A 13,637-nucleotide genomic window follows, 5' to 3' on the forward strand; every position below is an offset into this window, starting at 1 on the left:
GAGAGGTCAGTCGCTGTTCCCGTCGGTCCGAGCCTGGGTCTCCAGGGCCTGCTGCCACTGGCTCACGGTGACCTCTTCCAGGTCCTCTTCGGGCGAGGGACGGTGGCGTTCATACCAGCGTCGCGGACGCAGCAGGCGAACCTCGGGATGCCCCTTGTCGAGGGAGACACCGGCGGCGAGGATGCCCAGGCGCGCATAGAGCGAGCCGTCCGGTGCCTCGTCACGAAAGACCAGGTCGGCGAGCATCTCCAGGGAGTCGCCAGCCAGGCGCGCCTCGCGCAGCTGCAGGGTATCGTCGTCGAGGTGGAGCAGGGCGGTGCCACGGATGTCGTTGACCGTCAGGCGCCGGCCCAGCCACTCCCATTCCCGGGCACGGGACAGGAACAGGCGGGCCAGCAGGCCGCTGTCACGCATCGCCATGTCGAGCCGCGCATCCAGTTGCAGGGGGCGGGTCCAGTCGAGACGGCCCTCGGTGATGTCGAGCTGCGCCCACCAGCCGGCCTCGCCGCGCGTCTGCTCATCACGACGCTGGATGTTGTCCAGCCGCAGACGGGAGCCGGAGGCATCGAAGTGGCGAGTGACCAGGTTGCCATCACGCAGGCGGGCCTCGAGCCGCAGGTCGCCCTCCAGGCGCTGATCGCCGAGCAGGATGGCCGTGTCGAAGGCCTGAAGGCCGAGATCCCCGCGAGCCTGGAGCCCCTCCAGGTGGAGGTCCACTTCCAGCCCGGCACGGCCGCCCAGCAGTGCCAGGCCCGACTCCTCGGGGAGGTAGGCGTTGTAGCGAGAGAGGTCATCCACCTCGGCGATGGGCAGGCGGATGCGGGTGCTGAAGTTCTGCAGCGAACGTTCGTCGGGGTCGAGGCCGAAGCGCGGCGTCTCGGTCTCGAGGCTGAAATGACGACCTTCGACGTGGGCGTTTGCCTCGCCGATGCGGTGCAGGCTGAAACGGGGCAGCGTCAGGGCCAGTCGGGCTCCCGGAGCCTCGCGTTCGCCGTCGATCTCGGCCTCGAGGCGGCCCTGGCCACTGGCGACGAAGTCAAGGAAGCCGACCGCCAGGTCGTCCGCCTCGACCCGGAGCTGGCTGCCCGGGCGAAGGTGGTCATCCGCGAGGCGCAGCTCGGCCCGGAAGCGGCCGCTGCCCTCCAGGGTCAGGCCGTGGGCAGACGGGAGGAAGTCGTCGAGGAAGCCAAGGTTGGCGACCAGGCCATCGAGCACCAGTTGCCCGTCCATTCCCGGCGCGGCTCCTTCCCGTCCCGGCATCGGCAGCGGCCCGATGCGGGCCTCGCGTGCCACGATCCGGGTACGCAGGCGCGGACCCGATGCCGTCGCTGCCGCCTGCATCGACAGCCGTGATCCGGAGAGGTCCAGGCGACCGTTGTCCAGGTCGGCCTCCTGAATCTGGAGGTCCAGTGCCAGTTCGCCTTCCACCTCCCGGCCGAGCAGGCGGCCGGTGATGCGCTGGCCGGCCAGGTCGGCCTGGCCACGGGCCTGGCCCCCCTCGACCGTGACCCGACCCCGGGTGGTGCCCCGTCCGGACTGCAGCGTCACCGGTGCGGCCGCAGGCAGGTAGGCCTGCAGCACCGTGACATCGGGCATCGTGGCGTCTTCCCAGGCGAGCGACAGGCGTGGTCCCGCCAGCGCGGCACCGAGCCCCGGGGCGTCGCTCTCGGCCGTCAGGACCAGGCGCCCATCGCGCATCAGCAGGCGACGGTCGGAGGATCTCGCCACACGGGTCTCTTCCAGGCTGGCGTCCAGCCGGGCCCTGGGTCGACCCAGGGCTTCCTGCCAGCTGGCGGTAACGCTGCCCCGCCCCCAGGCCTCCAGGTCGAACAGGCGGGCCCGCAACGACTGGGTGGTCACGGCCAGGCGGCTGCCCGAGGCCACCCGGCCCCGCTCCAGTTGCAGGCTGGCCGCCAGGTCACCGCCGCCCTCCAGGGTCAGGCCGCCGTCGACGGCGTGGATCAGGAAGTCATCGAGGACATCGAGCCGGGCCACGCGTCCCCTGATCACCACCCGGCCATCCAGCGGCGGTGGGCCCTGTCCCCCGATGAGCCTGGCCAGGGGCACCATCGAGGTCAGGTTGGCCTCCTCCAGGGTGACCTCGGTGGTCAACGGCAGCTCGTCCTCCTCACCGCGCGCCGAGACCTCGAGGTGGGTGCCCGACAGGTCGAGACGCCGCTGGCGCGGGTCGACCTCGGGAAGGGCCAGGTCCAGGGTCATGCTGCCTTCCAGCGGACGTCCGGCCAGGGTCAGGGCCACCTGGTCGCCGGCCAGGTGGAAGTCGCCCTCGAGCAGGCCATCCCGGTACGCCAGGTACCCCTCCAGTCGCGCACTGCCGCTCTGCAGCGTCAGTGGGCCGCCCTCGGGGAGGTAGACCGCCAGGGCGCCCACGTTGGGCAGCCGGGCATCCTCCCACTCGAGCCGGGCGGAGGCCAGTCGTCGCGGGGCGTCGGCGAGGTCGGCACCGGGCAGCCGCGCGGAGAGCCGGAAGCGCCGGCTGGTCATGAAGGGATCGTCCAGCCCCGCCCGCAGCATCCGCATCTCGTCGAGGGTCACGCCGAGTTCCATGACCGGCCCCTCCTCGCCTTCCACGACCCGGCCGGCGACGCGGCCCCCGCCGCTCAGCCGATGGCGGTCGGACGTGCCCTCGGCCCGCTCCCGGCCTGGCCGCTTTCCCTCCTCGGGCTCCGGGGGCGGCGACAGCAGCACCCGTTCGTCCAGTTCCACCAACAGCGATGGGGAATCCAGCGTGAGGTCGCTACCCGGGGCGAGCTCGCCACGCTCGAGCGACAGCTCGCCGCTCAGCCTGCCGTGGCCGGCCAGGTCGAGCCAGCCCAGCTGGCGCAGGTAGGGATTGAAGACGTCCCAGGCGTCGGCCGTGGCATCCAGGGACAGCGTGCCTGACACGAAACGGGCCGCCGCCAGGTCGGGGTGTTCACGCAGGCGAAAGGGCGCCACCTGCAGGTCGGTTGCCAGGCGAATGTCGTTGGCCAGCACGGTGCTGCCGCGCCTGACCCGGGCCTCTGCCAGGGAGAGCTCGAGGCCCTGGATCGATACCCGGCCTTCGTCAAGGCGCAGGCCGGAGAGCGCGATACCACCATCGCCCTCCAGGCGGTGGTGGCCCAGGCGAAAGCGGCGAAGCCCCTGTGCCGTGAAGGTGGAGACCTCCAGCCGGCGCTCGAGCAGCGCCGCCAGCGAGAACCGTAGACGTGCCCGGTCCACCGCCAGCTCGAGGGCCGGGTCCTCGCTCTCGACGTACAGTGCCTCGAGGGCGAGGTGGCCGGGGAAGGCGCTCCATCCCGACGCCCAGCGGATCGACATGCCGGACTTCTCGGCCAGCCACACCTGGGTGTATCGGGCGTTGATCAGCCCGTTGGCCACGACCAGGTAGAGGGCCAGGGCCAGCAGGGGCAGGGCCAGCAGCCAGGTCAGGCGTCGGCGTCTTGAGCTATCGGCATCCAGGCGCTGCATGTGACTTCCTCGACCCGCGGTGTCCCGGATCATGGTACACGGCCTCGTCGGCCTGCGTTGTCGCGGGGTTTTGTGGCATCATCTGCCCTCCCGGCAATCGCCGGCAGGGTACAGACCGCCAACGACTCAGGCATACAGTGCATGTTTCTCGATGATTTCCATACGCTTACGGATGGGCGTATCCGCATTTCCGCACGGCAGGCCAGCCAGTTCGCCAAGCGCATTGCCGGCGACTACAACCCCATCCACAACCCGGATGCACGTCGCTTCTGTGTGCCCGGTGACCTGCTGTTCGCCCTGGTGCTGGCACGCTTCGGCCTCTCCCAGCGCATGACCTTCCGCTTCCTGAGCATGGTCGGGGACGGCACGCCGCTGTGCTTCAGCGAACAGGACGATGGCCGGATCCGCGTCTGCGACGAGAGCGGCAAGTGCTATCTGGAAGTCGAGCGCAGCGGCGAGGCGACCCGTGACGAGTCGGTGGTGGAGGCCTTCACCCGCAGCTATGTCGCCTTCTCGGGCAAGAACTTCCCCCACTACCTCAAGCCGCTGATGGAAGAGAAGGGGGTGATGTTCAACCCGCGTCGCCCGTTGGTGATCTACGACAGCATGGGCTTCTGCCTGGACCGCCTGGATGCGCCCGCGCCGGGCCTGGAGTTCGTGGATTCCTCGCTGGAGGTGAGCGGCAAGCGCGGCGATGCGCTGCTCGAGTTCCGCATCATGGCGGGCAACGAGGCGATCGGCACCGGCTCCAAGAAGCTGGTGGTCAGCGGGCTCTGCGACTACGACGCCGAGGCCATGGACGAGGTGGTCGCGGAGTTCTACCGTCTCAAGGCCTACCACGAGGCCGAGGCCTGAGGCGACACCCCGGAGACTTGTCACTCGGTGCTCAGGCCACCACGGTGACCGGGCAGGGCGCCAGGTCGATGACCCGATGACTGACGCTACCCAGCAGGGATGACTGCCACTTGCCCAGGCCACGGCGGCCCATGACGACCATCGGCGCCGCCTCGGCGTGATGCCGGGCCCGGGCGACGATGGCCTCGGGAACGCGTTTCCCCTCGCTCACCACCTCCTCGATGCCGCGCGGCACCTCGCCCAGCGCTTCCCTGGCCCGCTGGAAGGCCTCGTCGGACGGGCTGTCGTCCGCGTGCTCGGCAGACGCCGAGAGGCCGTCCGGCCGACAGAAGACCAGTTCCACCGGCACGTCGGCACGGCGGGCCAGCTCGCCTGCCAGGGCGGTCGCCTTCAGGCAGTGAGGGGAGCCATCCACCGGCACCAGCACCTGCCCCAGGCGTGACGCATCGGACGGGCCAGCCTGGGCGTGCACGATGGTCACCGGGCAGCGGGCCCGATGCACCACCTCGTTGCTGATGCTGCCCTGCATGAACTTGCCGACCTCACTCAGCTGGCGTGCCCCCAGCACCAGCAGGCATCCGGGCTGCCGGGCAGCATGCTCGAGGATGACGCGGTCGGGGTGGCGGATGAAGGTGGCATCCTCGAGGATCACCTCGGCGGGCGGCTGCGTCAGGTCCGGGTCGAGCGCCTGCCGCGCCCGGGCAAACGCCTCGGCGGCGATGTCCTGGCGTCGCGCCCTGTCGTGGTCGGCTTCCGCCTGGCGGTTGGCGGGTATATCGCTGAGCTCGGCGGGGTTGAGCGGCATCACGTGGAGCAGCTGCAGCGGCGTCTCCAGCAGCCTGGCCAGCAGGCTGGCGTGGCGGGCGGCTGCCTGCGCCGAGGGTGATCCATCCACGGGCACGATCACCAGCGAGATCGGCTCACTCATCGATATTTCCTCCCCGTTCCAGAACCGCGGACCTGCAGGCACTGTAATCGACAGCCGGTGTCGAGGGGTAGGCCCGGGGCGCCATCCCCTGGTGTTCCGCTGCCTGTCGCCTCAGGCCACCCGCAAGCGCTTGCCCAGCAGGATGCTGCTCCAGTCGGCCTGGTTGGCCAGCCGATTGAGCAGTATCGACCCGCCCATGCCCACCAGCGCCAGGGCGATCACGTACAGCCACAGCGGGATGGGGACCTGCCAGCCGATGAAGTCCACGACCGAGAAGAACAGCGGGTGGGCCAGGTAGATGCCGAAGGAGTACTCGTTGACCTTCTTGACCAGGGGCGTCGCCCTCAAGCCCACCAGCCAGCGCATGGCCCACAGCAGCGAGAAGATGAACAGCGGCACCACCCAGGTCTCCTTGGAGGAGTACTCCAGCTCACCGCGCAGGGTGAAGGCGACGATGCCGCCCACCAGCACGACCAGCCAGCCGGGGTGCGACAGACGGCGGAACCAGGCCTGTTCCTGGAGGTCCGGGTAGTGCTTGACGATCAGCAGGGCCAGGAAGAACAGGTAGATCCAGCCCAGCGGCGCGATCCAGTGCAGGTAGCCCGGTGGCTCGATCGCCTGCCAGCGAAAGAAGCCCCACCAGCCGATGCTGATCACGGATCCGACCACCAGCCAGGGGCCGGAGGGCAGCCAACGCTGCAGGTCGAACCGGTTGTAGAGCCAGAACAGCACGTAGAACTGCATGGCGATGATCAGGAAGTAGCCATGCCAGCCGGCAAAGACCAGGTATTCGGTCATGTGGTAGCCGAAGCTGACACGCTCTTCGCTGGCCAGCATGCGCAGGTATTCTGCCAGGGAGTAGATCATCCCGTAGACGACGTAGGGCACCATCACGTACTTGAAGCGATTGGCGAGGAAGTTGTGCGGCGTCTCGTTGCCGTAGCGGGCCGAGAACAGGAAGATCGAGATGAAGATGAAGATCGGCGTGCCCAGCACGGTGGGGATCCGCGCCAGGTCGAGACTGAGGTGTTCCAGGTAGTTATCCTCGACGCGCCCTACCAGATGGAAGATGAAGACCGCCAGGCAGCCATAGAATCGAAGCCAGTAGATTTCCTCGATGCGTTTCATGGGCTCTCCGTGGCCGCCGATGGATATTGGTGGAACGCGTCGCGCCGATCTGGTGTCCGACCGCGGGTAACGCCCCGAATTCCCTGCATGAAGGAATTCCCTCTCATTCTCTCGCACCTGGAGAATCGCGCATGATCCGCAAGATCGGAGTGACCACCCTGTTGCTGCTGGGCCTGCTGTCGGGTGCCACGGCCTCGGCCAGCGGCCAGGTCAGCGAGCAGCGTTTCCACTCCGAGCATCTCGGGCGCGACTATCCCTATACCCTCTATCTGCCCGAGGGCTATGCGGTCAGCAACCAGGCCTATCCGGTGGTCTATCTGCTGCACGGCTCCTTCGGCAGCGAGAGCGACTGGGCCCTGAAGGGTCGACTGCGCCGCACGGCCGACCGGCTGATCCGGCTGGGCGTCATCCCGCCGGCCATCATCGTCATGCCCGGCAGCCAGAGCTGGTGGATCGACGGCCACAACGAGCCGGCGCGCTCGGCCTTCCTGCAGGAGCTGGTGCCCCATATCGAGGAGAACTGGCACGTGGTGCCCGACCGCGAGTGGCGAGGGGTGGCCGGCCTCTCGGCGGGAGGCTTCGGCGCGGTGAACTTTGCCCTGTCCTACCCCGGTCTCTTCGGTGCCGCCGCCGCCTTCAGTCCCGCCAGCTACCATCCGCTGCCTCCGGACAACTCCTCCGCCTGGCGCCATCCCGCCTTCGTCAGGGACGGCGAGTTCGACACCGCCCTCTGGGAGCGCACCAACTACACGGCCCACCTCGACGGCTACCTCTCCCAGGAGCTCGTCGTGCCCCTCTACCTGACCGCCGGGGATCGCGACCGGCTGAATGCCGTGCACCATGCCCGGCTGCTCAAGAGCGCGCTGGAGCCGCACCAGCTCGGCCAGGTGCACCTGGATGTGCTGCCCGGTGGCCACACCTGGCGGGTATGGCGCGCCAGCCTGCCGCGAGGGCTCGACTTCATGTTCCGCCATCTCCAGGGGCCGGTGCCGATCGAGAGCGAGGATGCCCGGGTCGAGGACCCCGAGCCTGCCACGCCGGGCTGACACCCGCCAGGCCGGCAAGGGAGAACAGCATCTTCTCGGCCGGTGCTGGGCAAGGGCGCCAGCCGTGCCGTAAGGTTCAGGGATTGTCTCGCCGGAGGATGACGACCCGATGATGCGTACGCTGCTGCTGGAGGCCGATGGCCGTGTGACGAGGGGCGGGGAGGAGCTGATCGCACGCTGGCGCGACGAGGCCAGGAGTCGTATCTGGATCGACCTGCAGGGCGAGAGTCAGGGGCGCGAGCGGGAACTGCTCGAGGCCTTCGACTGCCATCCCCTGGCCATCGACGACGCCCACCGCGAGCGCCACCCGCCCAAGATCGAGGAGTTCGAGACCCATACCCTGGTCCTCTATCGCGGCATCTCCTCCTTCGATGCCGAGCTCAACTTCGCGCCCCAGCAGATCGCCTTCTTCCTCGGCGAGCGCTCCCTGATCAGCCTGCATCCCGGCCTGGCGCTGAGCATCGACCGTCTGCTGGCCCACGAGGGCGAGACGCTGCTGCGCCGCTCCCCCGAGCATGTGGCGCTGCGGGTCATGTACGTCTCCGCCGGCTACTACCTGGACAGCCTGCTCGAGTTCGAGAATGCCCTGAGCGACCTGGAGGACGAGCTGATGGAAGACGGCAGCGACGCCCTGATGCGCCGGGTCATCGCCTACCGCTCCCGGCTGGTGAAGATGCGTCGGGTGTTCCGCTACCATGTCGGCATCACCCAGGAGCTCACCGCCTACGACTACGAGCACCTGCCCCGCGACAACGAGGACACCCTGCACGCGATCAACGACGTGCACGAGCGCTTCGAGCGCCTGTACAGCCTGACCCAGATGTACTACGACATCTGCGGCGACCTGATCGATGGCTACATCTCGCTCTCCTCGCACCAGCTCAACATCACCATGCGGGTGCTCACGGTGATCACCGCCATCTTCGTGCCGCTCACCTTCATCGCCGGCATCTACGGCATGAACTTCGCGCACATGCCGGAGCTCGCCTATCGCTTTGGCTATTTCGTGGTGCTGGGAGTGATGCTCGCCATCGGCCTCGGCCTGCTGTGGCTGTTCCGGCGCAGGAAGTGGCTGTGAGCCTGGCCGCCGTCGCGGCACGTTGACGCGGCACACTTGGCCCGGGCGAGGCCAGCCTCTAGTCTCGGGGGACTTTCCCCTATCCTGGCCCCGACATGCACCCACAGCGCGCCCGACTGCATAACGAACTCCACGCCCGGCCCTCGATCTACTTCGAGGAGCCGGCGCACCTCCACCACTATGCCTTCCTCGATGATGACGACATCGCCGCGGACATCCTCGGCCGGGTCGCCGAGGTGGTCGGCAGGACCCCCGACATCGAGGCGGCCCAGGAGATCCTCGATCTCGGCGACCAGACCCTGAAGTGGGAGCGCCACACCGAGTTCTTCACCCTCACGCTGCTGGTGCCCAAGCCAGCCCGGGGCGAGCCCTGGCCCTCACCCCCGCCGCTGCTGGCGGAGATCGCCGCCGAACACAGCCGGGCGCTGATCAACGCCAGCCTGATCCTGGTGGAGGCCGAGGCCGCCTGGGGCGGCGACGCCGAGGCCTACGGCTTTCGCGACCCCGCCGGTTCCAGCGTGGGCGATGGCGACGCCACCGTATGGAGCGACTTCCGGCTCACGGCGGCCGGCGTCAACCGCCTGTTGCTGGTCAACCGCGGCCTCAATGCCTTTCGCCTGGGACGCATGACCCGGCGGCTGCTGGAGATCGAGACCTATCGCATGATGGCCTCGCTGGCCCTGCCGGTGGCCAAGGAGATGAGCCTCGAGCTGCGCGACCACGAGCTCGAGCTCGGCGAGCTCTCGGAGCGCAATACCGAGGACGAGGAGGAGAGCTCCCGGCCGCTGCTGGCGGCCATCTCCGCGCTCTCGGCGCGGCTCGAACGCTCCGGGGCCCGCTCTCGCCAGCGCTTCAGCGCCACCGAGGCCTATGCGCGGATCGTCTTCAACCGCATCGAGGAACTGCGCGAGGAGCGCCTCGGCGACCGCCCCCGGCTGGGGACCTTCATCCTGCGCCGCTTCCGGCCGACGGTGCACTACTGCGCCGCGATCAACCAGCGCCAGGAGAGCCTGGCGGAGAGCGTGGCGCGGCTCAACGACCTGCTGCGGACCCGCGCCCAGGTGGAGATCGAGGCGCAGAACTCCGAGATCCTGCAGAGCCTCAACGAGCGCACCAGCAGCCAGCTGAAGATCCAGAAGGCCGTCGAGGGGCTGTCGATCATCGTGATCAGCTACTACCTCTTCAGCCTGTTCAAGCTGGGGCTGCAGAGCCTCGACGCCCTGGGCGTGGCAATCGAGCCGAGTGTCGCCGCCGCCGTGCTGGGGCCGCTGGGGCTGGGGATCATCGGCCTGCTGGCCTGGCGGATCCAGCGCGTCAAGAATCACTGACGGCAGGGCCCCTCACCCCGGCAGGGGACAAGGGTTGGCACTATGCTGGGAACAGGCCCCTCAGGGCCTGAGGCTCACCTTTACCCCTTCGGGAGGTGCATCATGACAACGCCAACCATCCCCTCCAGCCCCCTGTCTCGCTGGATGCTGCTTTCCCTGCTGTTCGCCGCCCCCCTGGCCCTGGCCAGCGAGGGCCATGACCTGACCTTCCAGGGCGACGCCAGCTTCGGCGGCCCCCACGGCGGCCAGGCGATCCAGGTGGCCGTGGTCGACGCCGAGTCCGGCGAGGTGCTGGCCGAGGAATCCGGCACCGTCTCCGCTGACGGCGACCCGGCATTTTCCTTCGACTTCCCCGGCGCCCTGCAGGACGGCAAGGGTCACGAGGTCCACTACTGGATCGACTCCAACTTCGGCGGTGGCAGCGAGGGCAGCTGCGACCCCATGGAGAATGACCACCAGTGGAGCGTATCGCTGGAGCCCGCCAGTGACGCGGTCACCCACGTGGAAAGCCACGACCCCGGCGCACAGTCGGAGGTCTGCGCCACCTTCGAGTAACGCCCGCAACGTCCAGGCCCGCGGGGCCGCTGGTCGGCCGTGCGGGCCCTGTTGCCCTGGCCGCGACGCGGCCCACCGAGCTGCCAGGGCCGTGGCGTGAGGGTGCCGGGAGGTGATCATGCGATTACGCGATGCGGTCCGGGCCGATGCCCGAGACCTGGCCTACCTGATCAACCTGGCGGGGGAAGGGCTGCCCGAGTACCTCTGGGGGCTGATGGCCGAGGGGGGTGAATCCCCCCTGGAGGTCGGCATGCAACGTGCCGCCAGGCAGGAGGGCGGTTTCAGCTACCGCCACGCCAGGGTGTGCATCGACCGGGGGCGGCTGGTCGGGATGATCCTCGCCTATCGGCTGCCGGAGGCCATCGACCCCGAGGACCTGGAGGAGTGTCCCGCCGTGGTCGAGCCGCTCCTGCGCCTCGAGGCCAGGGTCCCGGGCAGCTGGTACATCAACGCCATCGCCACCCTGCCGGCGGCACGCCGCAAGGGCATCGGCCGCCTGTTGATGGCCCAGGCCGAGGCCTCGGCGATCGCCGCCGGCTGCGACCAGATGAGCCTGATCTTGGCTGCGGAGAATGCCGTTGCCCGGTCGTTCTACCAGCGGCTGGGCTTCCTCGATGCCGCGTCCCTGCCGCTGGTTCCCTGGCCCGGCTGCGCGCAGGGTGGTGACTGGGTACTGATGACCCGTCGCCTGGAAAGTGGCTAGGCGACCTCGTGCCGGGCGCCGGGCCAACGCCCCTCGGCCTCATGGACGGGGGGAGGTGCGCGCCACCCTGGCCTGCAGGGCAGACAGCGCCATGGCCAGCAGGCCCACCAGTGCCATCAGCAGCAGCGGGAAGCTGCGTGTCCCGAGCCCTTCCAGCAGCGGGCCGGCCAGCGAGGGCACCGCCATGGCGCCGCTGCCGGCGGCCAGGAAGATCATCCCGGTGGTGCGACCGCTCATCGCCATCAGCTGGTTGCTCAGCCCGAACAGGGTGGGAAAGATTGCCGAGGCGGCGAGCCCGAAGAGCAGCGAGACCGCCCCCAGCGGCAGCCAGTCCAGCTGCAGCGCCAGGGCGCTGGCCAGCCCCAGGGCCAGGCAGCCGCGCAGCACCCACCAGGGCGAGAAGCGGCGCAGCAGCGGGATCGCCAGCAGGCGCCCCACCGAGAGCGCCAGCCAGAACAGGGTAGCCAGCATGGCGGCCGCCTCGCCGGGCATGCCGCGCAGGGTGGCATAGGCGGTGACCCAGCCGGCGAAGGTGATCTCCATGCCCACGTAGAGGCCGAACATGAACAGGAACAGGGCCAGCCGCCAGGCATCGGCGGGTGGCACGAGGGCATCGTCCGCGCGGGCGGCCGGCGCCCGGGGGCTCTCCGGGCGGGCCAGTGGCCAGAGCAGCAGCAGCGTATAGAGTGCCACCGCCCAGAAGGCCCAGGCGAAGTGGCCGGTCAGCGCCAGCATCGCCACCAGCACCAGGGGCACCAGCGTATTGCCCAGCCCGAAGCAGAAGTGCAGGGCGCTGATCCAGGGCGGCGAGTCCTTGCCGTGGGCCCACAGCAGCAGGGTGTTGGCGCCGGCATTGGCCGAGACCTCGGCCAGGCCCAGCACGAAGACGACCCCGGTCAGCACCGCCAGTTCCTGCCCGAACGGCACCGCCACGAGCCCTGCCGCCATCAGCAGCAGCATGGCGGCGACTACGCGGTGGCCCGGGAAACGGTCCACCAGCCGCCCCGAGAGCAGCGAGCCGAGCATGTTGCCCAGCGCCCGGGCGGTGAACAGCACCGAGATCTGGCCCATGGTCGAGCCGGTCATCGCCGCCAGGTGCGGTAGCGCCGGCCCGAGCAGGCCGCCGCTCATGCCGACGGCCAGCATGACCAGGAAGTAGCGGTGGGTGACCCGGCGGGCGTGGGGCGTCGTGGCCGGCATGTCCCCTCCTTGGCAGGCGGCAAAGGGCGCGATTGTGCCATCTTTGCCGGCCCGGCGACTCCTCCCCGCCGCGCTTCGCCGGGGACGGGTGGGGGAGACCGACCACCTGTGGTGGCTGCTGACGCTGCCGTGGCGGGGCCGTTCTTGTCTTCTTGCAGCTGCCAGTTCGGCTCCGGAGTCCTGCTTCAGGCCGCCGCCCGGGCCGACACACGATTACCGCCCGAGCTCTTGCTGAGGTACATGGCGCTGTCGGCGTGGCCGACCAGCTCCTCGAACGATTCGCCCTGTTCGGGGTAGGAGGCAACGCCGATGCTGATGGATTGCGGGTTGTGCCATCTGGCATTGATGACGCGCTCCATCATTTTCTTGCCCCCGACCGCATCGGTATCGGGAAGCAGCATCACGAACTCGTCACCGCCATAGCGAGCCAGGAGGTCGCTGCTGCGCTTGCACGCCTGAAGCCGTTTCGCCAGGTCCAGGATGGCGCGGTCACCGGCGGCGTGTCCCTGGGTATCGTTGATGACCTTGAGGCCATCCATGTCGATGACGACCACGCAATAGGGACGCTGCGCCCGTCTGGCCATCTCGTGGATCGGGCTGGACAGGTCGTCGAAGGCACGGCGGTTGAACAGGCCGGTCAATGCGTCCCGGCTGGCCATCTTGAGCAGGGTGCGGTTGGAGAGGTGGATGGTATGGACCAGTGCTGCGGTGAGGTAGCCGACGATCAACAGGGCGATGATGCTGGTGCCGACCGGTGCCAGGCTGTCGGTGGCCAGGATGTCGGTGCCCTGCAGATGGAGCAGCAGGAGCTGGCAGGCCGCTATGGCCGCCACCTCGAGCATCGTGACCATGACGCCAAGGGTCAGCGCGCTGGTGACGATCGCCAGCAGGTAGAGACTCGCCAGCGGACCGGTGACGCCCTCGGTGCCGTAGAGAAACCAGGTGATGAAGCCGATCATGGCCCAGGTGTGCAGGGCCAGCAGCCAGCGCTGCCTTTCCCCGAAGAAACGCAGCCGGCTGGCCAGCAGGCTGAAGCCGAAATAGCTGATGGTAGCCACCAGCACCCCCAGGCCCCCCTCGGCGGGCAGGCCCATGATCACCAGATAGAGGATGACGATCGTGACCAGCAGCCATTCGATCTGATACAGGCCGGCCGAGAAGCCCTGGATCTGGACGCCCTCAGGATCCCACTCCAGAGGTGGCAGGGGGTCTTGTTCGGACATGGCGCTCTCTCGTTGGACCGGGGCATCCGTTGCGTCACGCTATCCCATGTGACGCGGCACTTCACGCCGAACGCGTCATCGGACTTTCCACGCACCGGGCCGGCCGGTTGCGGCTCCCGCCC

At 68.9% G+C, this 13,637-nt stretch carries 11 protein-coding genes; 6 read left to right on the plus strand and 5 right to left on the minus strand.

Features of this window, described 5'->3' with window-relative positions:
• Positions 1–6: 6 nt before the first annotated feature.
• Complete coding sequence (locus QLQ83_RS15685) at positions 7–3,471, minus strand: translocation/assembly module TamB domain-containing protein (RefSeq protein ID WP_282736454.1); 3,465 nt, start codon at positions 3,469–3,471, stop codon at positions 7–9.
• Positions 3,472–3,612: 141 nt separating this feature from the next.
• Between QLQ83_RS15685 and QLQ83_RS15690 the strand changes: the two genes are divergently transcribed.
• Positions 3,613–4,326: a DUF3581 domain-containing protein gene (locus QLQ83_RS15690; protein ID WP_282736455.1), complete on the plus strand. Its 714-nt coding sequence runs from the start codon at positions 3,613–3,615 to the stop codon at positions 4,324–4,326.
• A gap of 31 nt (positions 4,327–4,357) precedes the next feature.
• Here the strand turns inward: QLQ83_RS15690 and QLQ83_RS15695 are convergent, their stop codons facing one another.
• A complete protein-coding gene (locus QLQ83_RS15695; RefSeq protein WP_282736456.1) occupies positions 4,358–5,254 on the minus strand; it encodes a universal stress protein in 897 nt (298 codons plus the stop codon).
• Between the two features lie 111 nt (positions 5,255–5,365).
• Entirely contained in the window at positions 5,366–6,382 is a 1,017-nt protein-coding gene (locus QLQ83_RS15700; RefSeq protein ID WP_282736457.1) for an acyltransferase family protein, read from the minus strand.
• A 131-nt stretch (positions 6,383–6,513) separates the two neighbouring features.
• Between QLQ83_RS15700 and QLQ83_RS15705 the strand changes: the two genes are divergently transcribed.
• The 5 genes from QLQ83_RS15705 to QLQ83_RS15725 all read left to right on the plus strand — a co-directional run bounded on the left by QLQ83_RS15705 (position 6,514) and on the right by QLQ83_RS15725 (position 11,092).
• Positions 6,514–7,428 (plus strand): alpha/beta hydrolase, encoded by a 915-nt coding sequence (locus QLQ83_RS15705; protein ID WP_282736458.1) that lies wholly within the window; start codon positions 6,514–6,516, stop codon positions 7,426–7,428.
• A 109-nt stretch (positions 7,429–7,537) separates the two neighbouring features.
• Positions 7,538–8,506: a magnesium transporter CorA family protein gene (locus tag QLQ83_RS15710; RefSeq protein WP_282736459.1), complete on the plus strand. Its 969-nt coding sequence runs from the start codon at positions 7,538–7,540 to the stop codon at positions 8,504–8,506.
• A 95-nt stretch (positions 8,507–8,601) separates the two neighbouring features.
• Entirely contained in the window at positions 8,602–9,834 is a 1,233-nt protein-coding gene (locus QLQ83_RS15715) for a DUF3422 domain-containing protein (RefSeq protein ID WP_282736460.1), read from the plus strand.
• Positions 9,835–9,936: 102 nt separating this feature from the next.
• Positions 9,937–10,389, plus strand: a complete 453-nt coding sequence (locus QLQ83_RS15720; protein WP_282736461.1) for a hypothetical protein — start codon at positions 9,937–9,939, stop codon at positions 10,387–10,389.
• Between the two features lie 118 nt (positions 10,390–10,507).
• Positions 10,508–11,092 (plus strand): GNAT family N-acetyltransferase, encoded by a 585-nt coding sequence (locus tag QLQ83_RS15725; protein ID WP_282736462.1) that lies wholly within the window; start codon positions 10,508–10,510, stop codon positions 11,090–11,092.
• Positions 11,093–11,131: 39 nt separating this feature from the next.
• Here QLQ83_RS15725 and QLQ83_RS15730 read toward each other — a convergent pair whose 3' ends face one another.
• Positions 11,132–12,292: an MFS transporter gene (locus QLQ83_RS15730; protein ID WP_282736463.1), complete on the minus strand. Its 1,161-nt coding sequence runs from the start codon at positions 12,290–12,292 to the stop codon at positions 11,132–11,134.
• Positions 12,293–12,477: 185 nt separating this feature from the next.
• Positions 12,478–13,515 (minus strand): GGDEF domain-containing protein, encoded by a 1,038-nt coding sequence (locus QLQ83_RS15735; protein ID WP_282736464.1) that lies wholly within the window; start codon positions 13,513–13,515, stop codon positions 12,478–12,480.
• Positions 13,516–13,637 lie beyond the last annotated feature (122 nt).

This window comes from Halomonas rhizosphaerae (genome assembly GCF_030010555.1).
Taxonomy (GTDB): Bacteria; Pseudomonadota; Gammaproteobacteria; order Pseudomonadales; family Halomonadaceae; genus Halomonas; species Halomonas rhizosphaerae.

Coding starts and splice junctions, on each gene's coding strand:
- QLQ83_RS15725 (WP_282736462.1), top strand. CDS start 10,508: ATGCGATTACGCGATGCGGTCCGGGCCGATGCCCGAGACCTGGCCTAC.
- QLQ83_RS15720 (WP_282736461.1), top strand. CDS start 9,937: ATGACAACGCCAACCATCCCCTCCAGCCCCCTGTCTCGCTGGATGCTG.
- QLQ83_RS15690 (WP_282736455.1), top strand. CDS start 3,613: ATGTTTCTCGATGATTTCCATACGCTTACGGATGGGCGTATCCGCATT.
- QLQ83_RS15700 (WP_282736457.1), bottom strand. CDS start 6,382: ATGAAACGCATCGAGGAAATCTACTGGCTTCGATTCTATGGCTGCCTG.
- QLQ83_RS15685 (WP_282736454.1), bottom strand. CDS start 3,471: ATGCAGCGCCTGGATGCCGATAGCTCAAGACGCCGACGCCTGACCTGG.
- QLQ83_RS15730 (WP_282736463.1), bottom strand. CDS start 12,292: ATGCCGGCCACGACGCCCCACGCCCGCCGGGTCACCCACCGCTACTTC.
- QLQ83_RS15705 (WP_282736458.1), top strand. CDS start 6,514: ATGATCCGCAAGATCGGAGTGACCACCCTGTTGCTGCTGGGCCTGCTG.
- QLQ83_RS15735 (WP_282736464.1), bottom strand. CDS start 13,515: ATGTCCGAACAAGACCCCCTGCCACCTCTGGAGTGGGATCCTGAGGGC.
- QLQ83_RS15715 (WP_282736460.1), top strand. CDS start 8,602: ATGCACCCACAGCGCGCCCGACTGCATAACGAACTCCACGCCCGGCCC.
- QLQ83_RS15710 (WP_282736459.1), top strand. CDS start 7,538: ATGATGCGTACGCTGCTGCTGGAGGCCGATGGCCGTGTGACGAGGGGC.
- QLQ83_RS15695 (WP_282736456.1), bottom strand. CDS start 5,254: ATGAGTGAGCCGATCTCGCTGGTGATCGTGCCCGTGGATGGATCACCC.